Source organism: Pseudomonas sp. CFBP 13727 (genome assembly GCF_014841915.1).
GTDB lineage: Bacteria > Pseudomonadota > Gammaproteobacteria > Pseudomonadales > Pseudomonadaceae > Aquipseudomonas > Aquipseudomonas baltica.
On record NZ_JACYUT010000002.1, the window covers coordinates 648,431 to 671,980 of the forward strand.

Sequence of the window (23,550 nt, forward strand, 5' to 3'; positions counted from 1 at the left end):
TTTGCGGTACTCAGGCCGCGCGGCGCAGCGAAATGAACATGGCGTCGTCGGCCAGGATGGCGGCGATCATCGCGCCGGTTTCGGCCAGGCGCCGTGCCAGGTCCTCATCCGGCACGTGCAGGTCCCAGCGCGTCAACAAGTTATTCGTCAGCATCGGCATGGTGTCGACCTCGCGCAGCGCCGCGAGGAAAGCGGCAGGCGGCGGCAGGTAAGTGGTGAAGCCATCGCCCTTGAGCGCAGCAGTGTGGATGCCCAGCTGCGCGCACACTTGCGCCTTGGCAGCGATGTCGTCACGGTCGGCCTGGCGCGACTGCTCGATCAACGCCGCCAGCGGCGCGTCGACCAAATGCCCACCGGCAATCAACGCAGAGCCAGTGGCCCAGGCTTCGGTCGGGCAATCCTTCATGTCCGGACGCAGTGGAATGTGCGGGTTGATCTCCATCGGATAGATCCGGCACACCAGCGGCCGCTTGGCATAGATGCCGCAGCGATTGTCGGCATCCAGGTTGCGGCAAGGTCCGACGTTGTAGGCAGCGAAGGTGATCGAGACGTAGGCGGGCGCGCTGCCGCACAGCACGGGCAGCGAACGCCGTCTGGCATGTTCCTGTTGCGCGTGGCTGAGGTTCAGGCTGTGCAGCCCGGGGCCGTTTTCCAGGAAGGCTTCGAGCAACACGATCAACTGGCCGCCGTCTTCCGCCCAATGGCGCGCCTCGGACAGCGTCAGCGGTACGTGATGGTCACTGCAGCATTTGCCACAACCGGTGCAAGAAAAACGTGTGTCCATGCCAACCCCGTCTGTTCGGAAAGAGTGACGAAAACATGGCGTTTCGACACTGATGAACTGGACCGGAGCAGATTCCGTGCCAGCTCCCTTCAGCCGCCTAGCAGGTCGTGGGCGTCGAGCAGCCGGTAGGCCACCTCGGGGTTCTTTTCCAGGCCGCGACGGATGGCAGCCGGAATCGCTTGCCGCGTCTTGCGGCACAGTCCCGGCAGTGCGTCGATATGGATAGCGATGCCACGCATGCTGCGCACCGTGCTCGAGCCGGGCGTGACTTCGACACGCAGGCCAAGCTGGTCGAAGATGCGCTGCTGCAAGCGCCGCAGGTCGTCCAGGCTTTCCAGGTTCTCGAGTCGTTCGAGCAGGCGCTTTTCTTCATCGCGGGTCAGGCGCAGGATGCGCAGGTCGGCATCGGGGACCGCGTGCAGGCGTTCGCGCTCGCAGATGCAAGCGCCGGGTGGGCAGGGTTGGCGAGTGGCAGGGGCCATGGTCATGAGCGCAAGCATAGCCAGACTGCGGGGTATTTGCACTGGGGCTGTCGACATGCCGGGGCCTCGTCCATACTGGCGCAAATCCATCCGTTCCCAAGGCCTTACATGTCCAGAAGCCGGCTCGCCGTGCGCCATGGCGCACTGAGCATCCTCTTTGTATTGCTCGCCGCCTGTTCCAGCCAACGCAGCAACCAACCCCCGGCACCCTCGCCCGAACAGGTGCGTGCCAAGCTCGTGCAGCTGCTGCCCGCCAAGGTCACCGACCGCGAGGGCTGGGCTGCCGATATCGAAACGGCCCTGAACGTGCAGGGCATCCCGGGCAGCGATGAAAACCTGTGCGCGGTGCTGGCCGTGGCCGAGCAGGAGTCCACCTTCCAGGTCGACCCCAGCGTGCCGGGGCTGGGCAAGATCGCCCGCCAGGAAATCGACCGCCGCGCCGGTCGGGTGCATGTACCGGGCTTTCTCGTCGACGCTGCGCTGGGCATTCGCTCGGTCGACGGCAAGTCCTATGCGCAACGGCTGGAGGCTGCGCGCTCGGAGAAACAGCTCAGCGAAATCTTCGACGACTTCACCGGCATGGTGCCCTTGGGCAGGCAGCTGTTCGGCACGTTCAACCCAGTCCGCACCGGCGGGCCGATGCAGGTCAGCATCGACTTCGCCGAGAAGCACCGCGCGCGCTACCCCTACACCGTGGACGGTTCGATTCGCCGCGAAGTGTTCACCCGGCGCGGCGGCATGTATTTCGGCATTGCCCATCTGCTTGGCTATCCGGCCAGCTACGAACGTCCGTTGTACCGCTTCGCCGATTTCAACGCCGGCTGGTACGCAAGCCGCAATGCGGCGTTCCAGAATGCCGTGAACCAGTTGTCCGGCGGCCGTCTGGCGCTCGACGGCGACCTGATTCGCTACGACTCCAGCGCCGCCAGCAACACCGAGCTGGCGGTACGCAATCTTGGCAACCGCTTGAACATGAACGACCGCGACATTCGCCGTGCCCTCGAGGAAGGTGAAACCCTGGATTTCGAAAAGACCACGCTCTTCGAGCGTACCTTCGCCCTGGCCGACAAGGCTGCCGGCAAGCCGGTTCCGCGGGCGATCCTTCCGGGCATCAAACTGCAGAGCCCGAAGATCACCCGCAACCTGACCACGGCCTGGTTTGCCCAACGGGTGGACGAGCGCTACGCCCGCTGCATGCTGCGCGCCCGCTGAGGGCCCCGGGTTTGCTTAGTCGGCGCGCAGCAGCAGCGGCTCGGCCAGGCTGTAGCCAAAGCCGCGCAGGGTCTGCAGGGCTTCGGGGCAATCGAGCTGGGCCAGCTTGCGACGAAGGTTGCACACGTGTCGCTCGATCAGCGCCGTCTTCGGCGCCTGGCCTGCGCCCCACAATTGCTGCTCGATGAACTGCCGGCTGACCGCGCCAGGGTTGCTTGCCAGCATCGCCAGCAAGCGATGCTCGCTGACGGTCAGGCTCTGCTGGCGCTTGCCGCGTCCGACCATCAGCCGCGATGGCGACAACCACAGGCGTGAAGGCGGCAGGGCAGGGGCGCGCGGCCGCGCACGGGACAGTGCCTGCAGACGCGCCAGCACCTCGGCCGAGGCAATCGGCTGCGCCAGGCACGCATCGGCCCCGGCGCGCAGGGCGGCGATACGGGCCTGACGGTCGTCGCCGGCCAGCAGCACCATCAGTGCAGCGCTGCCCCGGTGCGCCAGGCAGTGCTCCAGTGCGTCCTGGCCAGAGCGTTCCAGTGCCAGCACGATGAACCCATATTGGCCTGGCACAAGCGCTTGCGCTGCTGTGGCCGTATCAACCGTGTGCAGCGTTGTGGCCTGTTCCGCCAATGCGCGTTGCAGGGCGTTGTCGGGCGTGTCGCTGATATAGAGCAGGTTCATGTTCACACCAATGCCTTGCTTTGTCGGCACCACAGGGTCATCCGCGTGCCACCTTGTTCGCTGCTGCCCACTTCGAGGGTGAACCCATGCAGCTTGACCACCGCAGCAACGATCGACAGCCCCAGGCCGAAGCCGCTGTGCTGGCCGTCGGCTTCGCAACGATAGAAGCGTTGAAAGATCGCTTCGCGCTCCTCTGGTGCGATACCCGGTCCGCTGTCGCTGATTTCCAAACGTGTGGCGCCGTTTTCCGCCGTGGCGCCAAGCACCACCAGACCGTGCGCCGGAGTGAACTTGATGGCATTGCTGAGCAGGTTGCCCACGGCTTCGAACAGCAGCGCGCGATCGCCATGCAGCATCGGCAGCGTGTCGGGCACGTCCAGACGCAGATTGATGCCCTCGTCCTCGGCCAAAGGCAGATAGAAGTCGTGCAGTTCGTGCAGCAGCGGTTGCGGGTCGAAGGAAATGAAGCCGGAACGTCGGCGGTGGTCTTCGATTTCCGAGATGCGCAACAGCCCACGAAAACGCGCCATCAGCGTGTCGGCTTCAGCGATCACGTCGTCCAGCTGCAACGCCTGGCGTGAATCGGCAGGCGCCTCCTGCTGGATGCGATACAACTGGGCGCGCAGGCGGGTCAGGGGGGTACGCAAGTCATGGGCAATGTTGTCGCAGACGCCCTTGACCTCGATCATCAGTTGCTCGATGCGTTCGAGCATCGCATTGACGATCGCCGCCAGCATGTCCAATTCGTCCCGGCGGTCCGAGAGCGGCAGGCGAGTGGTCAGATCACCGGCAACGATCGCATCGGCACGGGCCTCGATGGCGCGGATGCGCCGCAATGGCCTGCGTCGCAGCAGGTGCCAGCCGGCGATCCCGGGAATGATCGTCAGCGAAATCCCCCACAACAATGCGCGCAGGATGATGTGGGTCACCGCGAACAACGAGCCGTTGTCGCGTACCAGCACCAGCCAGCGACCGTCCAGGGTACGCATGGCCACCGCGTCGCAGCTGTTCTGCGGCATCTGCGGGTTGGCGCTGTCCACGCAGCTGTCCAGGTCGTGGATGCGACCGTCCAGCGGCAGGCCCCGCGGCACTTGCAGCAGCTGGCCGGACAACGGCCGCAGTTGCAGGTCGAACAGGCCATAGGCATCGAAGGTGCGATCATCGAATGCTTCGCTGGCAGCCAGCGCCTCGTTCAGCGCTTCACCGTGGAACCGTGAGAACAGATGTTGACGCTGCATCAGGGAGTGCCGCGCCAGGTCGGCGAGGTAGGTCGAGACCTCGTAGTACAACACCCCCATGAGAATGCTGCTCCAGGCCACGAACAGAAAGCTGTAGAGCGCCAGCAGCCGACTGCTGGAAGAACGCCAGCCTTTAGACAGGTTCGGCAATGACATAGCCGGAGCCTCGCACGGTCTTGATCAACGGTGCGGTGCCCGGTGGGTCGATCTTCTTGCGCAAGCGGCCAATGTGCACGTCGATCAGGTTGGTGCCCGGATCGAAGTGATAACCCCAGACTTCTTCGAAGATCATCATGCGCGTCAGGATCTGCCCGGCATTGCGCATCAGAAATTCCAGCAACTTGTATTCGGTGGGCAGCAGGTTCAGCGCCTGCTCGCCACGGCGTGCTTCTCGGGTCATCAGGTCCAGGGTCAGGTCGCCGACGCGCAGCGCGTTGTCGGCGGCGGCCACGGGGTTGTTGCGGCGCAGCAGCACCTCGACGCGAGCCGCCATCTCGTCCGAGGCGAACGGCTTGGTCAGGTAGTCATCGCCACCGGCACGCAGTCCGCGTACGCGCTCGTCGACATCCGACAACGCGCTGATCATCAGAATGGGCGTGCTCACGCCGATGGTGCGCAGGGTCGTCACGATGGCCAGGCCGTCCAGCTCGGGCAGCATGCGATCCAGGGTGATCACGTCGTAGTTGCCGCTCACCGCCTTGACCAGCCCTTCGCGGCCGTTGTCCACCCAGTCGACCTGCAGGCCATGGCTGCTCAGTTCCGCCACGATCTCCCTGGCGGTCACGGCATCGTCTTCGATGGTCAGTACGCGCGTCATGTTGGTCTCTACCCGATGATGTCTGCTGAGGATGGCGGCATTGTGACAACAATCCTCGCACGGCTCGTTGAAGTTTTTTTCATCTTGCGCCACCTCCTCCTTTCTGGGTAACCCCAAGGCGCTTCCAAGGCCGCAGGCCGACGGATAGCACGGTTCCTGTGCAGTGTTGCTAAAGCCTGGCCGTGTCCGGCCGATGCAACGGTCACAGCCTATAGGGACGCACTCGTCATGAACGCCTTGAGCAACATCGCCAGCACTTTGAGCATTCGCCCGTCTGCCCCCATCAACACTGCCGCGCCGGCGCCCACGGCGGTCGCCGACAGCGAGGCGACGCAGACCGCTGCCGCGCCTGCCGATACCGAGAAAGGCGCGCCGGCCGGTGGCGCTGGCGGCGCGGGCGCAGCCCAGGGCAGCAGTGGTACATCGGACACGATCAAGGCGCTGCAAAAGCAGATTGCCGAGTTGCAGAAGCAGCTTCAGGAACAGCAGCAGGAGATGGCGCGCATCCAGGCCAGCCAGCAAAGCGAAGAAAGCAAGGCAGCCTCCGTGGCCGCCATCCAGGCGCAGGTGGTCGCCACCTCTGCGGCGTTGCAGACCGCCACCGCTGGGCTGCTTCAGGCCATGCAGCAATCCGGCAGCAGCACCGCCGGTTCCATGGTCAGTACCACGGCTTGACGTCCACCCCAGGCTACTTATAAACCCCTGGTCCATGAGCTAGGCTAGGGGCAGACATCACCGAGGAGCTCCCCAATGCTGGCGCCTGCCAAGCCTGTGCATGAAGAAGAGCGCGTACACGCCCTGCATGCGCTGAACATTCTCGACACTCGGCCCGAGGAGCGTTTCGACCGTCTTACCCGCCTGGCCAGGCGGCTGTTCGACGTGCCCATTGCCGTGGTCAGCCTGGTGGACAGCGACCGCCAGTGGTTCAAGTCGTGCCAGGGCATGGCCGCCACTGAAACGCCGCGAGATGTCTCGTTCTGCGCCCATGCCATCCTCAGCGACCAGATCCTCATGATCCCCGATGCCGGCAGCGACGAGCGTTTTCACGACAACCCGTTGGTGACCGGTGAACCCAGGATCCGCTTCTATGCCGGCTGCCCGCTGAAAGTGGGCAATGGCAGCAACGTCGGGACGTTGTGTCTGCTCGATACCCGGCCGCGAGTCCTCGACGCCGAGGAACGCGGCCTGCTGCTGGACCTGGCGAGCATGGCCGAGCGCGAGATCGCCGCCTTGCAGTTGGCCAGCATCGACGACCTCACCCAGCTGTCCAACCGGCGCGGGTTCGAAGCCCTCGCCGAGCATGCCCTGAGCATGTGCAGGCGCATGGGCACGCCGGCGTCGCTGCTGTTCTTCGACCTCGATCGCTTCAAGGTCATCAACGACACCTTTGGCCACGCCGAAGGCGACCGCGCCCTGGTCACGTTCGCCCAGGTATTGCGCAGAGTGCTCAGAGAAATGGACATCGTCGGAAGAATGGGCGGGGACGAATTCGTCGCGCTGCTGCTGGGCTCCAATGCCGCCGCAGGCGATGCGGTCATCGAGCGCCTGGGCCGAGCCCTGGCAGACGCCAACGCCGAGCTGCAAGGCCGCTACTCGATCACCTACAGCGTAGGTCGCATCGAGTACGACCCCGGGCGTCACGACAGTGTAAAGCGTCTGCTGGCCGATGCCGACGGCGCCATGTATGCCCGCAAGCAGGCCGCTCGGCGTTCGTGATCGGCGCGGTCAGTCCGCGGCCTGACGCATTTGCTTCTTCTGCGCCTTGTAGTCCATCGCCACCGCCGGCGGTGCACTGCTCTTGCCGGTTTCCACCCATTTGCGCAGGCGGCTGGCGTCGGCAAAGTGGGTGTACTTGCCGAAAGCATCGAGGATCACCATGGCCACCGGTCGACCTCCCATTCGCGTCACCAGCACCAGGCAGTGGCCGGCCATGTTGGTGAAGCCGGTCTTGGTGATCTTGATGTCCCAGTCGTCCTTGTTGATCAAGTGGTCGGTGTTGTGAAAGCCCAATGTATAGCTGGGTTTCTTGAACGCCACGGTCTTTTCCCGCGTGGTGCTCAGCTCGCTCAGCAGCGGATACTGCTGCGCCGCCACCAGCAGCTTGGTCAGGTCGCGTGCGGTCGAGACGTTGCTGGTCGACAGCCCGGTGGGCTCGACATAGCGGGTGTGGGTCATGCCCAACGAGCGAGCCTTGGCATTCATCGCCGCAATGAACGCACCGTAGCCACCCGGATAGTGATGCGCGAGGCTCGACGCCGCACGGTTCTCGGAAGACATCAAAGTAATGAGCAGCATGTCCCGACGATTCAGCTCGCTGCCGAGCTTGACCCGCGAAAACACACCCTTCATTTCCTTGTTCTGGCTGATGTCCACCGAAATCACTTCGCTCATGGACTGTTTGGCATCCAGCACCACCATGCCCGTCATCAATTTGGTCACCGACGCGATGGGCACCACATGGTCGGCGTTGTTCTCGTAGACCACTTTGTTGGTCTGCAGATCGATCAGCAGGGCACTGCCCGAGGCCAGGTGCAACTGCGATGGGTCACGCGGGATGGCGGCTTTTTCCGCCGCTTGCAGGTTCGGGGCGACGACGAAGGTGGTCAAGGCCAGCCACAGGCTGAAAAAAGATAGCGGGGTCTTCACGCGGAGCGCTCACTGAAAAAGAGGTAGATCGGGCTGATGATCGAGGCGGGGTCGAGAGTGTCGAATGTCACACGTCGGAAGTATGGCAAAGCGCCTGCCGATTGTCGCGCTTGTCGGGATGCACCGCGTGAAGAAAAGCTCATCCAGCTCGATGTCCAATGAAAAGCCCCGCAAGGCGGGGCTTTGTCGCAAGCGCAATGAATCAGGCCAACTGAGGGTGCTGCGCCGCAGTGAGTGTGGCGTACGCTTGCTTGGCATGGGGCAGGGAGGGCAGGGGGCCGCTGATAGCCTCGCCGTCGCGCACTACGTACCAGCACGCCAGAAGGCCCAGATCGCGCAACTTTTCCGGGACTGCACTGCCGACTACCGACATGATTCTTAATACAGGCATGAGAGACCTCCGTGGTTCCTGCCGACCACCTTACGAAATCGACCCGCACCTTAGAAATCACCTTGCTCGATAGTCACCATCGACAATCCCTATCGCGCTCACGCCGCGCGACTCACCAGCGCGGCGGGCCGTAGTAGACCGGCGGAGGCCCATAGTAGCCGCGCGGTGGCCCGTAGTAACCACGCGGCGGCGGTGGTGCCGCATACACGGGGTAGGGCTGCGCATACACCGGCTGCGACTGGACATACACCGGCTGCTGTACATAGACAGGCTGTTGCACATACACCGGTGGCGGGCTTTGCACATAGACCGGTTGCTGCTCCACATAGACCCGCTGCGGTGCATTGGAGGTGACCACCGCACCGACCACGGCCGCACCCAGTACCGCGCCCAATATACCCGGCCCGGCACCCTGCCAGCCGCCGCCATGCGCCGAGGCCTGGCTGGCCATCGCCAATGTGCCGACCAACAGAGCGATCTTGGGAAGTTGACGCATCATGATAGATTCCTCGTGTTTCGCACCCCTGGCGTTCGAACCTGCGATAGGTCCAAAGCATTTCGCCGGGAACACGACTATGACAAAAAATCAGTCGAAAGCGTCCCTGTCCATGGGTAAATTTTGTGTAAGGGCATGGCGTCGTCAGCCCGCTTTCATACGTCACACGCTGCCCGGAGGCCACCGATGTCCATTTCTCCCAACCGCGATACCATCCTGTGCATGTCCCTCGCCGCGCGTCCCGGAACGTTCGGGGTGCGCTTCCACAATCACCTGTACGACCAGTTGGGTCTCGACTACTACTACAAGGCCATGACCACACGCGACCTGCCAGCCGCCATCGGCGGCATGCGCGCCCTGGGCATCCGTGGCTGCGGCGTGTCGATGCCATTCAAGGAAGCCTGCATACCCCTGGTGGACGAGCTGGATGCGTCGGCAGCGGCCATCGAGTCGATCAATACCATCGTCAACGACAACGGCTACCTCAAGGCCTACAACACGGACTACCTGGCCATCCGCCAACTGCTCGACACGCACGGCGTCGATCCCGAAACCACCTTTGCCCTGCGTGGCAGCGGCGGGATGGCCAAGGCCGTGGCTTCGGCATTTCGCGACGCTGGTCTGCGCAATGGCTTGATCATCGCTCGCAACTACGAAACCGGCCGCGCGCTGGCCGACGCCTGCGGTTATCCCTGGCAGGCCGAACTGGGCGATTCGCGTCCGCAACTGCTGGTCAATGTCACACCGATCGGCATGGCCGGCGGCGAGCAGGCCGACGGGCTGTCGTTTGAAACCGCCGCCATAGAAGCGGCGAAGCGGGTATTCGATGTCGTCGCAATGCCTTGGCAGACACCATTGATCAAGGCCGCGGGCGAACTGGGCAAACCGGTGATCACAGGCTTGGAAGTCATTGCCATCCAAGCCCTTGAACAGTTCGTGCTCTACACCGGCGTGCGTCCAACGGCCGAGCAACTGCGTCTGGCCACCGAGTACGCCCGCAGCTGATCAGCGCGTCATTCCAGCCGCGACAAGCGCTCTTCCAGTACGGCGATGCGTGCCTCCAGCTCGTCGAGGCGGGTATCGTCAGGCCGCGAACCGCCGCGTTCGGGTGTCGCAGCACGGGCGTTCATGATTGCGTCAATGGCAGCCGGATCGCCCAGGGCGTGGGAGTAACGATCTTCGCGCTGGCCTGCCTGACGCGGCACATGCACCGCGAAACCGCGGCTGATCAATCGCTCGAGTTGATGCAAGATCTGCTCGCTGTCCTCGAAATCGTGCAGACGGGCACTGCGCGACAGCAGTTCGCCAACGGTCTGCGGTCCCCGCAGGAACATCAGGCCCATCAGGATGACCTGGGCGGGCACCAGCTCGAGCGCCTTGTCCAGCCGGTGTTCCCAGCGATCGGCACGGCTGCCCATCACCAGTCGGGTCATCTGCCGGCCTTCCAGTGCGCGCAGGCTCTGCCCGATCTGCCCCTGGGTGTACTGGCTCACTGGCTCGCGACTGGTCTTTTGGTTGCAGGCCAGTACCAGCGCATTGAGCGTCAGCGGATAGGTTTCCGGATTGCTGGCCTGCTTCTCGATCAGTGCGCCCAGCACGCGGATCTCGATGGCATCGAGCTGCAGTGGTTCGGAAGCGTTTGTTTCAACGTCGGTCATGGCGAAACCCCAAGCAATCATCGCAGGCAATCATAGACGGCCAGTATGCTATAAAAGCCGCGCGAAAAGACGTCTGCCCGGCTGCCCGCCGCCGCCCGTGGCGCGGCTATGCGCGCGACGGCACGTCATCACCCGGGCGGGCGCCAAATTTGGGGTTGCTGCGCGTCAAAACCGGCCTTAGACTGCCGCCCCTCTTGACCATGTGCCCTGTGGTGCTTGAAGAATTCTGCCTGCGTCGCTTCCGGCGTCGCGAGCTTCCTGTTTTGCCCTAGCGCATTATTCGTTTGCAGAGAAATCAATGACAAAGGAAAAGTTGCTGGCCATGCCGGCTGATGACTACATGAACGCCGAGCAACTGGCCTACTTCACCGAGCTGTTGCAGGCCATGAAGATCGAGACCCAAGAGCGTATCGAGCAAAGCCGTGTAGCCATTGAAAGCCTGGATACGCCGGCCGATCCCGCCGATGCCGCTTCCGTGGAAGAGGAGCGCCACTGGCTGGTCAATGTCATCGATCGCGACCAGCGCCTGCTGCCGCAATTGGAAATGGCTCTGGGCCGGATCAACGACGACAGCTTCGGCTGGTGCGACGACAGTGGCGAGCCGATCGGTCTCAAGCGTCTGCTGATCAGCCCCACCACCAAATACTGCATCGAGGCGCAAGAGCGCCACGAGCAGATCGACAAGCATCAGCGTCAGGCATGATCACGCTCGCGCAGGCACCTCTTACGCCTGCGGATGCAATGCCACGTTGAGCTCATCGACGATGGGCGCCCATTCTGCGTCGCTGTGCAGCTCTTCTTTCAAGAAGTTGCGTTGCTGTTCACTCCAGAAGGGCGCATCTATCAGCTTGGTGTCTTGATCCAGCTGATGCTCGGCAATGAATTTCTGAATATCGGCCTCGTCGCTGGCCAGGCCCAGTTGATCGAAAAGGCCAGTAAGGCTTGGGTTCGGCAGATCCATGATGACTCCTCTGCGGCCGTTTCCGGCCATGATTGAAAGGTTACCCAGTATCTGAGGCGAGGCCCTCGCCAGAGTTCGCTTGCGATGCCGGATTTGTCTGCAGTACTGACGGACAGAAGCACTGGCCTGTGCACCGTTTCCCGTCCAGGCCGCAGCCATGCAACAAACTTCTTGACCGCGGCGGGGTTCGATTCGGTACTATTCGCGGCAGATCACCGTCATGCGCATCATCGCTCGGATCATGTTGGTCGCCGGCTGCTCGATGCAGCTCCGGCGCCGCTCAGCCACACATGGCCAGGCCTGCCTTTTTCCTTCGCGGTCATCGGCAATTTTCCCTGCAGCAGGGTCGACGCTGCGCATCCCGGATCAAGGTTCGATCCTTTAGTCTTTCGTTAGCAGGTCGGTGGCAGTCACTGCACGTGCCGCCGACCGTTCGGCGCTCCCCGCGTCTTCAGGTTATTACCACGCGAACAGCGTTCGGTAGTCTGTGTTTCGATTTGAGGATTCTTAATTGGCAGTAAGTAATCTGGATATGCACGCACTGTTTGTGCTCGGCGACTTGCGTGCGAAGTTGGTCAAACTCTTTCAGTCGCGTTTCGTCTATGTCACCGAACAAAGCGCTGAAGGCATCTATATGGCCGAACTCGATACCGAGTCCGCACTGGTCGTCGATGACAAGCCCAGGCTCGAACTCAAAGTAGGCGACCATTTTCGCGCCGCGGTCTTGCCCAGTCGCGAAGGTGGCAAGTTCGAACTCAAGTTTCGCGACATCAAGCTTACCGTTTACGGGCTCGGCGAGTATGCCTTCGTCAGCATGGCGCAGGGCGAGGGCATTGTGTTCAAGGAAGGCCAGACGGTGATGCTGGTATTCGCCGCCCACGAGCGCATCGAGGAAAACCTCGGCAAGACCTTGAAGGCGGCAACCGCCAAGGCGGCTAAGTGGCGCAAGGGTGAGTTGGCCTTCAAGGCCAGCGAGTAACGCCTCGGGGAACCTGCGCTACAGTAAGTTGACTTACCCAAGTCATCGACTGTTTACCGAGGAACCCCGCATGAAAGGACTACGTGCCTGGCTGGCCGCTTGTGGCGCCGGCTTCTGGCTATCGACTGCAGCCATCCCGGCTCACGCGCAGCCGGCGCCCATACACTTCGCCGATCTGAACTGGGAAAGCGGCAGCTTCATCACCGAACTGCTGCGCTACATCGTCGAGAAGGGCTACGAGCTGCCCACCGACACCCAGCCCGGCACGACCATCACCCTGGAAACGGCCCTGGCCAAGAACGACATCCAGGTCATTGCCGAAGAGTGGGCGGGGCGCAGCCCGGTATGGGTCAAGGCCGAAGCCGAGGGCAAGGTCATCGGTGTGGGCGATACCGTCAAGGGTGCCACCGAGGGCTGGTTCGTTCCCGAATACGTGGTCAAGGGTGACGCCGCCAAGGGCATCAAGCCGCTCGCGCCAGAGCTGCGCAGCGTCGCCGACCTGGCGCGCTACAAGGACGTCTTCAAGGACCCGGAAAGTCCCGACAAGGGCCGCTTTCTCAATAGCCCGATCGGCTGGACGTCCGAAGTCGTCAACGCGCAGAAACTCAAGGCTTACAAGCTGACTGACGATTATGTCAATTTCCGTTCTGGCTCCGGCGCTGCGTTGGATGCCGAAATCGCGTCGTCGATCCGCCGCGGCAAACCGGTGCTCTTCTACTACTGGTCGCCGACGCCGCTGCTGGGGCGTTACAAGCTTATCCAGCTCGAAGAACCGCCGTTCGATGCCAAGGCCTGGGGCACTCTGACCGATGCCGACAACCCTGCGCCGCTGCCGAGCCGCTCTCTACCTTCCAAGCTGTCCATAGGGGTGTCGAAGGCGTTCCAGCAGGAGTATCCGCAGCTGGTCGATTTCTTCGCCAAGGTCGATCTTCCCATCGATCCCCTGAACAAGGCCCTGGCCGACATGAGCGAAGCCCGCACATCGCCTCGCCAGGCCAGCGAGGCGTTCATGAAAGATCATCCAGACGTGTGGAAGGCATGGCTACCTGAAGAGGTCGCCAGCAAGGTCAGCGCCAGCCTCAAGTAGTCAGTGACCACTGTCGCTGCGGTGGCTGCTGACTTCGGCAGGCACCGCTTCCCCCGCGGTACGCTTGCGGAACAGCGCGGCCCGAGCCAGCAGCAGCGTGGTCACTGGCACGGTTATCGACAGTAGAATCGGGATGAGCCAGGCATGCACCACTGGCCCGTGCTTGAGCCAGGAAAAGTACAGGATCGAAGCCAGCGCCACGCACCAGGCGCCCAATGTCGACGCCAGCGCGGGCGGGTGCATGCGTTGGAAGTAGTCCTTGAAGCGCAGCAGCCCCAAGGCGCCGGTGAAGGCGAACACGCTGCTGGCCAGCAGCAATGCCGCTGTGGCCACCTCCACCCAGAACGGCAGTATCTGTACCGAATTCATTCGATGACTTCTCCGCGCAGCAGGAATTTGGCCAGCGCAAACGAGCCCACGAAACCGAACAGGGCGATCAGCAGCGCTGCCTCGAAATAGGTGTCACTGGCATAGCGTATACCCAGCACCAGCATGACCAGCATGGCCAGGATATACAGGTAATCCAGGGCCAGTACCCGATCCTGGGCCGAAGGCCCCCGGAACAGTCTCACCAGGGTCAGCAACATGGCCAGGGCAAAGATGAACAGGCTCGCGACAATGGCATTGGACAGCAATGCGCTCATTGGAAAATCTCCATCAGCGGGCGTTCGTAGGTGTCTTTGAATTCCTTGATGAACTGCGCCTCGTCATCCAGATCCAGCACATGCATCAACAGGACGCTGCGATCCAGCGCCAGTTCGGACCACACGGTGCCGGGAATGACGGTGGCGACGGCCGCGAGGGCGGCCAGGCCGTTGGCATTGTGCAACTGCAGCGGAATCTCGATGAAGGCCGAGCGGGGCGCGCGAACGTCCATTGTCCATACCCGCCAGAATACCTGCAGGTTGGAAACCAGCACGCCGCCACCTACGCGCAGCAGCAGTTGCAGCACCACCATGGGCCGACGGATCCGTACCGCCTGAGGCCGCAGGGGCGACATCAGCAACGGCGCCAGCCACCCAAGCAGCGCGGCCAGCAACAGGTTTCCGGCGCTCAGGGACACATTGAGCAGCAACCATAGTACGGCAAGGGCCATAGACAAAAGGGGGGCGGGTAACAGGCGGCTCATGGTTCACCCTCCAGGCTGGCAGCAGTCGGGCTGGGTATTGGCTGAGCGCCCAGCACGGTCATCACGTATTGCTTGGGATCGTCGAGCATCGCCGCCGTGTCCGCCGTGTACCGCAACAGTGGCTCGGCGCGCATCGCCAACACGACGCAAAGCCCCAGCAAGACCATGATCGGCACGCATTCGTTGAGCCGCAGCAACGGTGAAGGCCGCTCGTGGGGCGTCCAGAAGCGCTGCATGCCGACCCGTGCCAGCGCGATCAACGACGCCAGTCCGGAGAGAATCAGCAACGCCAGGTAGGCCCATGCGGTTGCACTCAGGGTCTGCTCGCTGGCTACACCCAGACCCTGCGGGTTGAACAGTGCGGAAATCAGGTTCAGCTTGCCGATGAAGCCGGAGAGCGGCGGCATGCCGATGATCAGCAGTGCGCAGGCAATGAAGCTCAAACCCAGGAAGGCCATGGTCCATGGGATCACCTGACCCACTACGGCTTTCTGCTCGTCATCCAGGTTGATGCCCTTGGGTGGATGCAAGGCCTCGACTGCTGCTGGCAGCGGGTCGGCATCGTACTCCAGCGGGATTTCGTTGGCCGAGCGCGAGCGCTCGATCAACTCGGCCAGCAGGAACAGGGCGCTGAGCGCCAATGTCGAGCTGACCAGATAGAACAGCGCAGCGCCGATCAGTCCACTCTGCCCGAAACCGATGGCCGCCAGCAGGATACCGGCCGACACCATGATGCTCAGGCTGGCCATGCGCTCCAGGCGCTGCGCGGCAACGATGCACACTGCGGCCACGGCGATGGTCGCCAGCCCACCGTAGATCAACCACTGGCCACCGAAGTGCGCCGAGGCCCCGGCCTGTCCGGAGAACAGCAGTGTCCACAGCCGCAGCAGGGTGTAGAAACCCACTTTGGTCATGATCGCAAAGAGGGCCGCAACCGGGGCACTGGCGGCGGAATAGGCCGGCACCAGCCAGAAATTCAACGGCCACATGCCGGCCTTGGCCAGGAAGGCTGTCGCCAGAATGGCCGCACCGGCATGCAGCAAGCCGCGATCCGCCTCGGGCACCAGCGGAATCTTCAACGCCAGGTCAGCCATGTTCAGGGTGCCGGTGACGCCGTAGATCATCGCCGCGCCGATCAGGAACAGCGACGAGGCAAGCAGGTTGATGGCGATGTAGTGCAGCCCTGCCGATACTCGGGCCCTGCCGGAGCCGTGCAGCATCAGGCCATAGGACGCGGCCAGGAGCACTTCGAAGAACACGAACAGATTGAACAGGTCAGCCGTCAGGAACGCTCCGTAGAGCCCCATCAGCTGAATCTGGAACAACGCATGGAAGCTGGCGCCGGCCCGATCCCAGCGCGCCATGGCGAACAGCAGGGCGCAGACCCCGACGATGCCCGTCAGCACCAGCATCAATGCCGAGAGCCTGTCCACCACCAGCACGATACCGAATGGCACCTGCCAGTTGCCGGGCAGGTACACGCCAATCGAACTGGCCTGGCCTTGATCCTGCACCCACCACATCAGGTAACAGGCGATTGCCAGTCCCAGCATGCTGGAAATGACGTTGATCCGCGCTTTCAGCGGACGGTGTTTTTCTCCGAGCAGCATCATCACTGCTGCCGTGAACAACGGCAGCACGATGGGCGCGACGATCAGATGGGGCATCCAGCTCATTCCTTGGGCTCCCGGCCGTCTACGTGGTCAGTGCCGGTGAGGCCCCGCGATGCCAGCAACACCACCAGGAACAACGCAGTCATCGCAAAACTGATGACGATCGCCGTCAGCACCAGTGCCTGGGGCAGGGGGTCGGTGTAGTTGAGCAGGTCCTGCGGCACACCTTCCTTGATGATCGGCTCCTTGCCGATGAACAGGCTGCCCATGCTGAAGATGAACAGGTTCACCCCGTAGGACAGCAGGCAAAGGCCCATGACCACCTGGAACGTCCGCGGACGCAGGATCAACCAGACACCTGACGCAGCCAGGACGCCGATCGCGATTGCAATCACTTCTTCCATCAGACGGCTCCTTTGGGGGCGATGCCCTTGGGCAGGCTCGACGGACGATGACCGCGCACCGACTGGTGGCCCAGGGCGGTCAGGATCAGCAGGGTCGAACCCACTACCACGGTGAATACACCAATGTCGAAAAACAGCGCGCTGGCCACGTGCAAGTCACCCAGCAGCGGCAAGTGCAGGTGCGCGGTGTGCGTCGTCAGGAATGGATAGCCCAGTGCAATCGCACCCAATCCGGTGACGGTCGCGAACAGCAGCCCGGTACCCATCCAGCGCAAGGGACGCAGTCGCATCTGGGCCTCGACCCACTGCGTGCCTGCCACCATGTACTGCAGGATGAACGCCACCGACAGGACCAGGCCGGCGACGAAGCCCCCGCCCGGTTGATTGTGTCCGCGCATGAACAGGTACATCGACACGATCACGGCCACCGGCAGCAACAGGCGGACCAGAACCGCTGGAACCATCATGAAACCCAGCGCCGTATCGTCCGCGCCACGTGGGTTGATGAGGTCGGTAACCACGTCGGGTGCCAGCGAGCGCTGCTGAGCAGGCAACTGCATGCTTTCCTTGGGTGGGCGGAAGCGTCGCAGCAGGGCGAACACGGTCAGTGCCACGGCGGCAAGGACCGTGATCTCGCCCAGGGTGTCGAAACCGCGGAAATCCACCAGCATGACGTTGACCACGTTGGTCCCGCCGCCCTGGGGCAGGGCACGGCTCAGGTAGAACTCGGAAATGAAGTTGGGTGTTGCACGGGTGAGCATCGAATAGGACAACAGCGCCATGCCGCCGCCCACAACCAGGGCCAGCACCAGATCGCGCAGACGCCGCAGCTTGGCGCGGTCGAGAGTGGCTCGTGACGGTGCGACTTCCTCGATCCGCCGAGGCAGCCAGCGCAGGCCCAGCAATATCAATACCGTGGTGACCACTTCCACCACCAACTGAGTGAGCGCCAGATCAGGCGCCGAGAACCAGACGAAGGTGACGCAGGTCATCAGCCCGCACACGCTGACCATGGTCAGCGCAGCCAATCGGTGGTATTTCGCCTGCCAGGCGGCGCCCAGCGCACAGGCAATGGCAATCATCCAGAGAATCACGAACACGCCCGAACCTGGAATTTTCGGTCGATCACCCCAGCTCAGGCCGCTGTACAGCATCGGCGCCATGCCCGCCAGTACGGCGACCAGCACCAGCATGAACAGTTGCGCCTGCAGGCGTCGGGTAGTCAACAGCAGCTCCGCCCTTCGCGCCAGCCGCATCATCACCACCTGCGAACGCTCGAACAGGCGCTTGCCATTGAAGCGCTCGATCACTGGCGGATAACGCAGGCGACCGTGACGGAACTGATTGCGCAACAGTACGTAGAGCAGCACCCCCGCGCCCATTGCGATCAGGCTCATGACCATCGGGGCGTTCCAGCCATGCCAGATAGCCAGGCTGTATTCGGGCAGCTCGCCGCCCACTACCGGCAATGCTGCGGCAGCAAGGAACGGCGCCACCGATTGCGCGGGAAAGATGCCGACCACCAGGCAGGTCAGCACGAGCAACTCCACCGGCGCACGCATCCAGCGCGGTGGTTCGTGGGGCACATGGGGTAGATCGGTCGCTTTCGGACCGAAGAAGACGTCCACCGTGAAGCGCAATGAATAGGCGACGCTGAAGATGCCGGCCAGCGTCGCCACCACGGGCAGAGCGATCTCGACCCAGGCGGTGGAGCTTATGAACACCGTTTCGGCGAAGAACATTTCCTTGGACAGGAAGCCGTTCATCAACGGCACACCGGCCATGGACGCGCTTGCGACCATGGCCAGCGTGGCCGTGAACGGAATCAGACGGAAAAGCCCGCTCAAGCGGCGTATGTCCCGCGTGCCGCTCTCGTGGTCAATGATGCCCGCTGCCATGAACAGCGACGCCTTGAACGTCGCATGATTGAGAATGTGGAACACCGCCGCTACGGCTGCCAGCGGGCTGTTGAGACCGAGCAACAGAGTGATCAGGCCCAGGTGGCTGATCGTCGAGTAGGCCAGCAGGCCCTTCAGGTCGTTCTGGAACATCGCCGCATAGGCACCCAGCACGAGGGTACATGCTCCCGCCCCACTCACTATCCAGAACCATTGCTCGCTGCCCGAAAGCGATGGCCACAACCGCGCCAGCAGAAACACCCCGGCCTTGACCATGGTTGCCGAGTGCAGATAAGCGGAAACCGGTGTAGGCGCGGCCATCGCATGGGGTAGCCAGAAATGGAACGGAAACTGTGCGCTCTTGGTAAGCGCACCCAGCAGGACCAGAGTCAGCATGACCGGATACAGGCCGTGCGCGCGGATGACGTCGCCCGCCACGAGCACCTTGTCCAGGTCGTAGCTGCCGACGATATGACCCAGCAGCAGCACCCCGGCCAGCAGGCACAGGCCACCTGCGCCGGTCACCATGAGCGCCATGTAGGCGCCGCGGCGTGCATCGGCGCGATGATGCCAGTAACCGATCAGAAGAAAGGAGAACAGGCTGGTCAATTCCCAGAAGAACACCATCTGGATCAGGTTGCCGGAGATCACCAGACCGAGCATGGCGCCCATGAAGGCCAGGAAGAAGGCGAAGAAACGTGGTACTGGATCTTGCGGCGACATGTAGTAGCGCGCATAGAGCGCGACCAGCGTGCCGATGCCCAGCACCAGCAGGGAAAAGAGCCAGGCAAACCCGTCCAGGCGCAGCACCAGGTTGAGCCCGAGACTGGGCAGCCAGAGGAATTCCTCGCGTATCACACCGCCGTTGGCGATTTGCGGATACAGCATGGCTACCTGTACCGTGCCGACCAAGGCTACCAGTCCAGCCAGAACCGATTCGGCGTTGCGCGCGTTGTGCGGCAGAATGGCTGCCACGCAACTGCCTACGAAGGGCAGAAGCAATAGTACTATCAAGGACATAGGCTTCTAATCTGCAGGAATATTGAAAACGATCATACGGGCTCACAGGGTGATCACCAACCCGCAAGCTGTGGCAGAATCGTACAGGCATGCTGTAACGACTTGTTTTTTTATGACAAATTTTTACCACCGTTAGCTCCGCCACAATTGCGTCGATCAGCGGGACTACTCACAGCGAGCGCGAAACCCTTTGGTCAAAGACCCCAGTTCCAAAGCTTCGGTGCTTCAGCATGTCAGCCATAACGTGCGGCGCTTGCGTCAGGCCGCCGGACTTTCCCAAGCGGCTCTCGCGGAACAGTCCGGTGTCAGTCGCCGCATGCTGGTGGCCATCGAAGCCGGCGACAACAACGTCAGCCTGACCACTCTGGATCGCGTCGCGCAAGCGCTGGAGGTTGCCTTCAGCGACCTCATCCAGCCTGGCGAGAACCGCGACCCCAGCCGTATCAACGAGCTGGCGTGGGTCGGCACCTTGCCGGGCAGCAGGGCTGTACTCCTGGCCAGTACGGTGGCCAGCAAGGAGGTAGAACTCTGGGAATGGCTGCTGCAGCCCGGCGAATCCTATGCATCTGAGGCGGACGCCGAAGGTTGGAGCGAGCAGATCTACGTCTGCGAGGGACGCCTCACCATCATATTAGCGGGCCGCACCCGCGAACTCGCGGCCGGCGAGTTTTTCGTCTACCCGAGCAATCAGCCCTACGCGTACCGCAACGACAGCGAAACGGCTGTCCGCTTCGTACGTAACGTCGTCATCTGAACTCCTCCAGGCTGCAAGGTGACCGCAACGCCGTCGAGCAGGTGCGAAGCGTCCTTTCTTGAGGTTGCCCCGCGCTGCTGCCTTCGCCATTATCCGTCCACACGATCTGCCTCCAACATCTGCCTACAAGATCCAGCACCCGAACCGGAGCCCGAATGAGCCTGACACCTTCCGCCAGCTTTTCTGTTGCCGAGCGCTTGCGCGACATGCGCGCGCTCATGCTCCGCGAGGGCATAGATGCCTTGCTGGTACCTTCGGCGGACCCGCATCTATCCGAATATCTGCCGGAACACTGGCAGGCCCGCCAATGGTTGTCCGGGTTCCAGGGCTCGGTCGGAACCCTGATCGTGACCGCCGAGTTCGCCGGTCTCTGGGCCGACAGCCGCTACTGGGAGCAGGCACGGGTCGAACTCGCCGACAGCGGCATCGAATTGGTCAAGCTGATCGCCGGGCAACCGGGCCCACTGGATTGGCTGGGCACTCAGGTGCGCGCAGGCGGTACGGTTGCAGTCGACGGCGCGGTCATGGCAATCGCCGCCGCACGGCAGTTGCGAGAAAAGCTCCAGCAGACAGGTGCGTCACTGCGTACCGATACCGACCTTTTCGCTCAGGTCTGGCTCGATCGCCCGGCATTGCCTGCGCAATCGATCTACGCACATGCCGCACCCTACGCTGTGCGCGAGCGCGGCGAAAAACTGAAGACGCTGCGCGAGCAGATCCAGGCGCATGGCGCCCATTGGCACTTGTTGGCAACCCTTGACGACATCGCCTGGCTGTTTGACCTGCGCGGGTCGGACGTAACCTATAACCCGGTATTCGTCGCGTTCGCCTTGATCGGCGAGCGCTCGGCCACGCTGTTCACTGCGCTGTCCAGGGTCGATAACAGCGTGCGCGACAGCCTGGAGCAGGACGGCATCGAGGTTCGCGACTACGCCGACATCGCATCGGCGCTGGCCGCTGTGCCGGTAGACGAAAAGCTGTTGCTCGACCCGGCCCGCGTCACCGTTGGCATCATCGAAAACCTCGGGACGGGTGTGGCCCTGGTAGAAGCACTCAATCCAACCACCCTGAGCAAATCGCGCAAGACCGCACCCGAAGCGGAACATATCCGCCATGCCATGGAGCAGGACGGGGCAGCACTGTGCGAGTTCTTCGCATGGCTGGAAGGTGCCTGGGGCCGCGAACGTATAACCGAATTGACCATCGACGAGCGGCTGACGGGTGCGCGCGCGCGTCGACCCAACTTCGTCTCGCTCAGCTTCTCGACCATCGCGGCGTTCAACGCCAACGGTGCAATGCCGCATTACCGCGCAACCAAACAGGCCCATGCCGTGATCGAGGGTGACGGTCTGCTGTTGATCGACTCCGGTGGCCAGTATCTAGGTGGCACTACCGACATAACCCGGATGATTCCGGTCGGTGCGCCCACGGCGCAACAGCGGGCGGATTGCACCAGGGTGCTGCAAGGCATGATCGCCCTGTCACGCGCTACTTTTCCCAAGGGAATCCTTTCACCCTTGCTCGATGCCATCGCGCGCGCGCCGATCTGGGCCGATCAGGTCGACTATGGGCACGGCACTGGCCATGGGGTGGGTTATTTCATGAATGTTCACGAAGGGCCGCAAGTCATCGCCTATCAAGCCGCGACGACACCGCAGACGGCCATGCTGCCGGGGATGATCACATCGATCGAACCGGGCACCTACCGTCCTGGGTGTTGGGGGGTGCGTATCGAGAACCTGGTCCTCACCCGCGAAGCCGGCCAAAGCGACTTTGGCCAGTTCCTCGACTTCGAAACCTTGACCCTATGCCCGATCGATACGCGCTGCATAGATGTTCAAGAGTTGTCGACAGCTGAGCGCCGATGGCTCAACGACTACCATGCCGAAGTGGCCCGGCGAGTGGCGCCGTTGCTGGCAGGCGCCCCATTGGAGTGGCTGCGTGAGCGCACTCTACCCGTGTGAAGAGCCAGATCAGTCGGCGGCCACGGCAGGTGCATGTTCGGCACGAATCGTCAGCGTGGCTCCGACTGAGGCCATGATGATCGCGCCTATGGCCAGCCATTGGGTAGTGCTCAGCACTTCATGCAGGAACAATAGCCCCGACAGCGCTCCGATGGCCGGCTCCATGCTCATCAACGTACCGAAGGTTCGCGCAGGCAAGCGCGTCAGTGCGACCATTTCCAGGCTATAGGGTAGCGCCGTGGACAGGATTGCCACGGCGATGGCAGTTGGTATCAATGCCATGTCGAGCAAGGCGCTGCCCGCATGCGCAATACCGATCGGCGCGATGAACACCGCAGCGATCATCACACCCAGTGCGGCGGTCTGCACGCCATTGTCGGCACCGGCCTTCTGCCCGTACAGAATGTACAGCGCCCAGCACACGCCAGCCCCCAGCGCATAACAGACGCCGACCGGATCGAGCCCTGCCTGCGCTTCACCCATGGGTATCAATAGCAGCAGTCCGACGACTGCCAGGGCAACCCAGGCAAAATCCACAGCCTTGCGCGAAGCCAGAATGGCTACCGCCAACGGCCCGGTGAATTCCAAAGCCACGGCGATCCCCAGCGGTACGGTGCGCAGCGACATATAGAAGAGCAGGTTCATGCAGCCAAGGGCGATACCGTAGATCATCACCGTCTGCAGCGTTGTCCAGGTCAGCTTGGCGCGCCATGGGCGCAGCAATACCAGCATGAACAGGCTGGCGAAGATCAGACGCAAAGCGGTCGTACCTTGCGCACCTATCAACGGAAACATGCCCTTGGCCAGCGAGGCACCAGTCTGGATGGACGCCATGGCTATAAGAAGAAGAGCGATAGGGTAGAGCTTGGTGGTCAGCGAAGGCGAAGTCATGTGTCGGCTACTTGGCAGGTGTGAAAGGCATGAGTGCGGCGTATCATGGCCAAGGCGGATGAAATGAGCAATATATTGCCCATTTTTATATTTGCTGAACTTTCTCCGTATTGGCTATTGACGCCCGCCGGAATCACTCTATAATTCGCCCCACTTCCGGCGCAGCCGAAACGATAAACTCCTTGTTAATCAATGAGTTGGCCGTTTCAGAAGGTTCGGAAAGGTTTCGATCGTCAAGGTCGAAAGCGGTGAAAAAGGCAGTTGACAGCGGTTTGAAACGCTGTAGAATTTGCCTCCCGCTGACGAGTGATCGAAGCGAGTCAAGTGTTTGAAGTTGTTCAGGTTTCTGGCCAAATACTTCGAAACAAACGCTTGACAGGATGTGAGGCTAGCGTAGAATGCGCGCCTCGGTTGAGACGAAAGAATCAACCCACCGCTCTTTAACAAT

The 23,550-nt window shown here is 62.3% G+C and carries 27 protein-coding genes; 9 read left to right on the top strand and 18 right to left on the bottom strand.

All coding sequences use genetic code 11. From position 1 onward, the window contains the following. Positions 1-10: 10 nt before the first annotated feature. The gene (locus tag IFT76_RS10425; protein ID WP_192058246.1) at positions 11-784 is read right to left on the bottom strand and encodes a YkgJ family cysteine cluster protein; all 774 of its coding nucleotides are present in this window, start codon (positions 782-784) and stop codon (positions 11-13) included. An 89-nt stretch (positions 785-873) separates the two neighbouring features. Beyond that, on the bottom strand, positions 874-1,272 hold the full coding sequence (locus tag IFT76_RS10430) for a hypothetical protein (RefSeq protein ID WP_192058248.1): 399 nt from the start codon (positions 1,270-1,272) through the stop codon (positions 874-876). A gap of 102 nt (positions 1,273-1,374) precedes the next feature. On the opposite strand from IFT76_RS10430, the gene IFT76_RS10435 reads away from it, so the two are divergent. Then, positions 1,375-2,478, top strand: coding sequence for a DUF1615 domain-containing protein (locus IFT76_RS10435; protein ID WP_192058250.1), 1,104 nt, complete (start codon positions 1,375-1,377; stop codon positions 2,476-2,478). A gap of 15 nt (positions 2,479-2,493) precedes the next feature. On the opposite strand, the gene IFT76_RS10440 is transcribed toward IFT76_RS10435, so the two are convergent. From IFT76_RS10440 to IFT76_RS10450, 3 genes are read right to left on the bottom strand one after another with little or no spacing between them, the layout of a single operon-like run. Further along, the gene (locus IFT76_RS10440) at positions 2,494-3,156 is read right to left on the bottom strand and encodes a response regulator transcription factor (RefSeq protein ID WP_192058252.1); all 663 of its coding nucleotides are present in this window, start codon (positions 3,154-3,156) and stop codon (positions 2,494-2,496) included. 2 nt (positions 3,157-3,158) lie between these two features. Next, the gene (locus IFT76_RS10445) at positions 3,159-4,550 is read right to left on the bottom strand and encodes a sensor histidine kinase (protein WP_122475812.1); all 1,392 of its coding nucleotides are present in this window, start codon (positions 4,548-4,550) and stop codon (positions 3,159-3,161) included. After that, positions 4,528-5,211: a response regulator transcription factor gene (locus tag IFT76_RS10450; RefSeq protein ID WP_192058254.1), complete on the bottom strand. Its 684-nt coding sequence runs from the start codon at positions 5,209-5,211 to the stop codon at positions 4,528-4,530. The genes IFT76_RS10445 and IFT76_RS10450 overlap by 23 nt, the downstream gene beginning before the upstream one ends. Positions 5,212-5,439: 228 nt before the next feature. Here IFT76_RS10450 and IFT76_RS10455 point away from each other — a divergent pair, with 228 nt between their 5' ends. Beyond that, positions 5,440-5,886 (top strand): hypothetical protein, encoded by a 447-nt coding sequence (locus tag IFT76_RS10455; protein ID WP_244647921.1) that lies wholly within the window; start codon positions 5,440-5,442, stop codon positions 5,884-5,886. Positions 5,887-5,961: 75 nt separating this feature from the next. Then, complete coding sequence (locus IFT76_RS10460; RefSeq protein WP_192058256.1) at positions 5,962-6,927, top strand: sensor domain-containing diguanylate cyclase; 966 nt, start codon at positions 5,962-5,964, stop codon at positions 6,925-6,927. A gap of 9 nt (positions 6,928-6,936) precedes the next feature. On the opposite strand, the gene pbpG is transcribed toward IFT76_RS10460, so the two are convergent. The 3 genes from pbpG to IFT76_RS10475 form a co-directional block, all read right to left on the bottom strand. Beyond that, the gene (gene pbpG / locus IFT76_RS10465; protein ID WP_192053387.1) at positions 6,937-7,857 is read right to left on the bottom strand and encodes a D-alanyl-D-alanine endopeptidase; all 921 of its coding nucleotides are present in this window, start codon (positions 7,855-7,857) and stop codon (positions 6,937-6,939) included. Between the two features lie 202 nt (positions 7,858-8,059). Beyond that, positions 8,060-8,248: a hypothetical protein gene (locus IFT76_RS10470; protein WP_122475803.1), complete on the bottom strand. Its 189-nt coding sequence runs from the start codon at positions 8,246-8,248 to the stop codon at positions 8,060-8,062. A 112-nt stretch (positions 8,249-8,360) separates the two neighbouring features. Next, positions 8,361-8,747: a hypothetical protein gene (locus IFT76_RS10475; RefSeq protein WP_122475801.1), complete on the bottom strand. Its 387-nt coding sequence runs from the start codon at positions 8,745-8,747 to the stop codon at positions 8,361-8,363. A 183-nt stretch (positions 8,748-8,930) separates the two neighbouring features. On the opposite strand from IFT76_RS10475, the gene IFT76_RS10480 reads away from it, so the two are divergent. Further along, the gene (locus IFT76_RS10480; RefSeq protein ID WP_192058258.1) at positions 8,931-9,749 is read left to right on the top strand and encodes a shikimate 5-dehydrogenase; all 819 of its coding nucleotides are present in this window, start codon (positions 8,931-8,933) and stop codon (positions 9,747-9,749) included. Positions 9,750-9,757: 8 nt separating this feature from the next. Here IFT76_RS10480 and IFT76_RS10485 read toward each other — a convergent pair whose 3' ends face one another. Continuing rightward, a complete protein-coding gene (locus tag IFT76_RS10485; RefSeq protein ID WP_192058260.1) occupies positions 9,758-10,402 on the bottom strand; it encodes a YceH family protein in 645 nt (214 codons plus the stop codon). Positions 10,403-10,700: 298 nt separating this feature from the next. On the opposite strand from IFT76_RS10485, the gene IFT76_RS10490 reads away from it, so the two are divergent. After that, positions 10,701-11,105, top strand: a complete 405-nt coding sequence (locus IFT76_RS10490) for a TraR/DksA family transcriptional regulator (RefSeq protein ID WP_122475798.1) — start codon at positions 10,701-10,703, stop codon at positions 11,103-11,105. A gap of 21 nt (positions 11,106-11,126) precedes the next feature. On the opposite strand, the gene IFT76_RS10495 is transcribed toward IFT76_RS10490, so the two are convergent. Beyond that, a complete protein-coding gene (locus IFT76_RS10495) occupies positions 11,127-11,363 on the bottom strand; it encodes a DUF2789 domain-containing protein (protein WP_122475796.1) in 237 nt (78 codons plus the stop codon). A gap of 198 nt (positions 11,364-11,561) precedes the next feature. Continuing rightward, on the bottom strand, positions 11,562-11,723 hold the full coding sequence (locus IFT76_RS20745) for a hypothetical protein (RefSeq protein WP_163007413.1): 162 nt from the start codon (positions 11,721-11,723) through the stop codon (positions 11,562-11,564). Positions 11,724-11,874: 151 nt separating this feature from the next. Here IFT76_RS20745 and IFT76_RS10500 point away from each other — a divergent pair, with 151 nt between their 5' ends. Both IFT76_RS10500 and IFT76_RS10505 read left to right on the top strand, forming a co-directional pair. Continuing rightward, a complete protein-coding gene (locus IFT76_RS10500; RefSeq protein ID WP_122475794.1) occupies positions 11,875-12,342 on the top strand; it encodes a hypothetical protein in 468 nt (155 codons plus the stop codon). A gap of 70 nt (positions 12,343-12,412) precedes the next feature. Further along, a complete protein-coding gene (locus tag IFT76_RS10505) occupies positions 12,413-13,429 on the top strand; it encodes an ABC transporter substrate-binding protein (RefSeq protein WP_192058262.1) in 1,017 nt (338 codons plus the stop codon). Here the strand turns inward: IFT76_RS10505 and IFT76_RS10510 are convergent, their stop codons facing one another. The 6 genes from IFT76_RS10510 to IFT76_RS10535 are packed head-to-tail and all read right to left on the bottom strand — an operon-like array spanning position 13,430 to position 19,493. Continuing rightward, entirely contained in the window at positions 13,430-13,798 is a 369-nt protein-coding gene (locus tag IFT76_RS10510; RefSeq protein WP_192058263.1) for a Na+/H+ antiporter subunit G, read from the bottom strand. Next, complete coding sequence (locus IFT76_RS10515) at positions 13,795-14,073, bottom strand: K+/H+ antiporter subunit F (protein ID WP_122475789.1); 279 nt, start codon at positions 14,071-14,073, stop codon at positions 13,795-13,797. The genes IFT76_RS10510 and IFT76_RS10515 overlap by 4 nt, the downstream gene beginning before the upstream one ends. Next, positions 14,070-14,558 carry a Na+/H+ antiporter subunit E gene (locus IFT76_RS10520; protein ID WP_192058265.1) on the bottom strand — a complete coding sequence of 163 codons (489 nt, stop codon included), beginning with the start codon at positions 14,556-14,558 and terminating at the stop codon, positions 14,070-14,072. The genes IFT76_RS10515 and IFT76_RS10520 overlap by 4 nt, the downstream gene beginning before the upstream one ends. Further along, positions 14,555-16,234 (bottom strand): monovalent cation/H+ antiporter subunit D, encoded by a 1,680-nt coding sequence (locus IFT76_RS10525; protein WP_192058267.1) that lies wholly within the window; start codon positions 16,232-16,234, stop codon positions 14,555-14,557. The genes IFT76_RS10520 and IFT76_RS10525 overlap by 4 nt, the downstream gene beginning before the upstream one ends. After that, the gene (locus tag IFT76_RS10530; RefSeq protein WP_043186251.1) at positions 16,231-16,575 is read right to left on the bottom strand and encodes a Na+/H+ antiporter subunit C; all 345 of its coding nucleotides are present in this window, start codon (positions 16,573-16,575) and stop codon (positions 16,231-16,233) included. The genes IFT76_RS10525 and IFT76_RS10530 overlap by 4 nt, the downstream gene beginning before the upstream one ends. Further along, positions 16,575-19,493 (bottom strand): monovalent cation/H+ antiporter subunit A, encoded by a 2,919-nt coding sequence (locus tag IFT76_RS10535; RefSeq protein ID WP_192058269.1) that lies wholly within the window; start codon positions 19,491-19,493, stop codon positions 16,575-16,577. The genes IFT76_RS10530 and IFT76_RS10535 overlap by 1 nt, the downstream gene beginning before the upstream one ends. Before the next feature lie 190 nt (positions 19,494-19,683). On the opposite strand from IFT76_RS10535, the gene IFT76_RS10540 reads away from it, so the two are divergent. Both IFT76_RS10540 and IFT76_RS10545 read left to right on the top strand, forming a co-directional pair. Beyond that, the gene (locus IFT76_RS10540) at positions 19,684-20,247 is read left to right on the top strand and encodes a helix-turn-helix domain-containing protein (RefSeq protein WP_122475781.1); all 564 of its coding nucleotides are present in this window, start codon (positions 19,684-19,686) and stop codon (positions 20,245-20,247) included. Positions 20,248-20,402: 155 nt separating this feature from the next. Then, the gene (locus IFT76_RS10545; protein WP_192058271.1) at positions 20,403-22,211 is read left to right on the top strand and encodes an aminopeptidase P family protein; all 1,809 of its coding nucleotides are present in this window, start codon (positions 20,403-20,405) and stop codon (positions 22,209-22,211) included. Positions 22,212-22,220: 9 nt separating this feature from the next. On the opposite strand, the gene rhtA is transcribed toward IFT76_RS10545, so the two are convergent. Continuing rightward, positions 22,221-23,102: a threonine/homoserine exporter RhtA gene (gene rhtA / locus IFT76_RS10550; protein WP_192058273.1), complete on the bottom strand. Its 882-nt coding sequence runs from the start codon at positions 23,100-23,102 to the stop codon at positions 22,221-22,223. Positions 23,103-23,550 lie beyond the last annotated feature (448 nt).

What these genes read in the sequence shown, in the direction of transcription:
- IFT76_RS10425 (WP_192058246.1), bottom strand. Translation starts at nt 784, where the DNA reads ATGGACACACGTTTTTCTTGCACCGGTTGTGGCAAATGCTGCAGTGAC.
- IFT76_RS10430 (WP_192058248.1), bottom strand. Translation starts at nt 1,272, where the DNA reads ATGACCATGGCCCCTGCCACTCGCCAACCCTGCCCACCCGGCGCTTGC.
- IFT76_RS10435 (WP_192058250.1), top strand. Translation starts at nt 1,375, where the DNA reads ATGTCCAGAAGCCGGCTCGCCGTGCGCCATGGCGCACTGAGCATCCTC.
- IFT76_RS10440 (WP_192058252.1), bottom strand. Translation starts at nt 3,156, where the DNA reads ATGAACCTGCTCTATATCAGCGACACGCCCGACAACGCCCTGCAACGC.
- IFT76_RS10445 (WP_122475812.1), bottom strand. Translation starts at nt 4,550, where the DNA reads ATGTCATTGCCGAACCTGTCTAAAGGCTGGCGTTCTTCCAGCAGTCGG.
- IFT76_RS10450 (WP_192058254.1), bottom strand. Translation starts at nt 5,211, where the DNA reads ATGACGCGCGTACTGACCATCGAAGACGATGCCGTGACCGCCAGGGAG.
- IFT76_RS10455 (WP_244647921.1), top strand. Translation starts at nt 5,440, where the DNA reads ATGAACGCCTTGAGCAACATCGCCAGCACTTTGAGCATTCGCCCGTCT.
- IFT76_RS10460 (WP_192058256.1), top strand. Translation starts at nt 5,962, where the DNA reads ATGCTGGCGCCTGCCAAGCCTGTGCATGAAGAAGAGCGCGTACACGCC.
- IFT76_RS10470 (WP_122475803.1), bottom strand. Translation starts at nt 8,248, where the DNA reads ATGCCTGTATTAAGAATCATGTCGGTAGTCGGCAGTGCAGTCCCGGAA.
- IFT76_RS10475 (WP_122475801.1), bottom strand. Translation starts at nt 8,747, where the DNA reads ATGATGCGTCAACTTCCCAAGATCGCTCTGTTGGTCGGCACATTGGCG.
- IFT76_RS10480 (WP_192058258.1), top strand. Translation starts at nt 8,931, where the DNA reads ATGTCCATTTCTCCCAACCGCGATACCATCCTGTGCATGTCCCTCGCC.
- IFT76_RS10485 (WP_192058260.1), bottom strand. Translation starts at nt 10,402, where the DNA reads ATGACCGACGTTGAAACAAACGCTTCCGAACCACTGCAGCTCGATGCC.
- IFT76_RS10490 (WP_122475798.1), top strand. Translation starts at nt 10,701, where the DNA reads ATGACAAAGGAAAAGTTGCTGGCCATGCCGGCTGATGACTACATGAAC.
- IFT76_RS10495 (WP_122475796.1), bottom strand. Translation starts at nt 11,363, where the DNA reads ATGGATCTGCCGAACCCAAGCCTTACTGGCCTTTTCGATCAACTGGGC.
- IFT76_RS20745 (WP_163007413.1), bottom strand. Translation starts at nt 11,723, where the DNA reads ATGCGCAGCGTCGACCCTGCTGCAGGGAAAATTGCCGATGACCGCGAA.
- IFT76_RS10505 (WP_192058262.1), top strand. Translation starts at nt 12,413, where the DNA reads ATGAAAGGACTACGTGCCTGGCTGGCCGCTTGTGGCGCCGGCTTCTGG.
- IFT76_RS10510 (WP_192058263.1), bottom strand. Translation starts at nt 13,798, where the DNA reads ATGAATTCGGTACAGATACTGCCGTTCTGGGTGGAGGTGGCCACAGCG.
- IFT76_RS10515 (WP_122475789.1), bottom strand. Translation starts at nt 14,073, where the DNA reads ATGAGCGCATTGCTGTCCAATGCCATTGTCGCGAGCCTGTTCATCTTT.
- IFT76_RS10520 (WP_192058265.1), bottom strand. Translation starts at nt 14,558, where the DNA reads ATGAGCCGCCTGTTACCCGCCCCCCTTTTGTCTATGGCCCTTGCCGTA.
- IFT76_RS10525 (WP_192058267.1), bottom strand. Translation starts at nt 16,234, where the DNA reads ATGAGCTGGATGCCCCATCTGATCGTCGCGCCCATCGTGCTGCCGTTG.
- IFT76_RS10530 (WP_043186251.1), bottom strand. Translation starts at nt 16,575, where the DNA reads ATGGAAGAAGTGATTGCAATCGCGATCGGCGTCCTGGCTGCGTCAGGT.
- IFT76_RS10535 (WP_192058269.1), bottom strand. Translation starts at nt 19,493, where the DNA reads ATGTCCTTGATAGTACTATTGCTTCTGCCCTTCGTAGGCAGTTGCGTG.
- IFT76_RS10545 (WP_192058271.1), top strand. Translation starts at nt 20,403, where the DNA reads ATGAGCCTGACACCTTCCGCCAGCTTTTCTGTTGCCGAGCGCTTGCGC.
- rhtA (WP_192058273.1), bottom strand. Translation starts at nt 23,102, where the DNA reads ATGACTTCGCCTTCGCTGACCACCAAGCTCTACCCTATCGCTCTTCTT.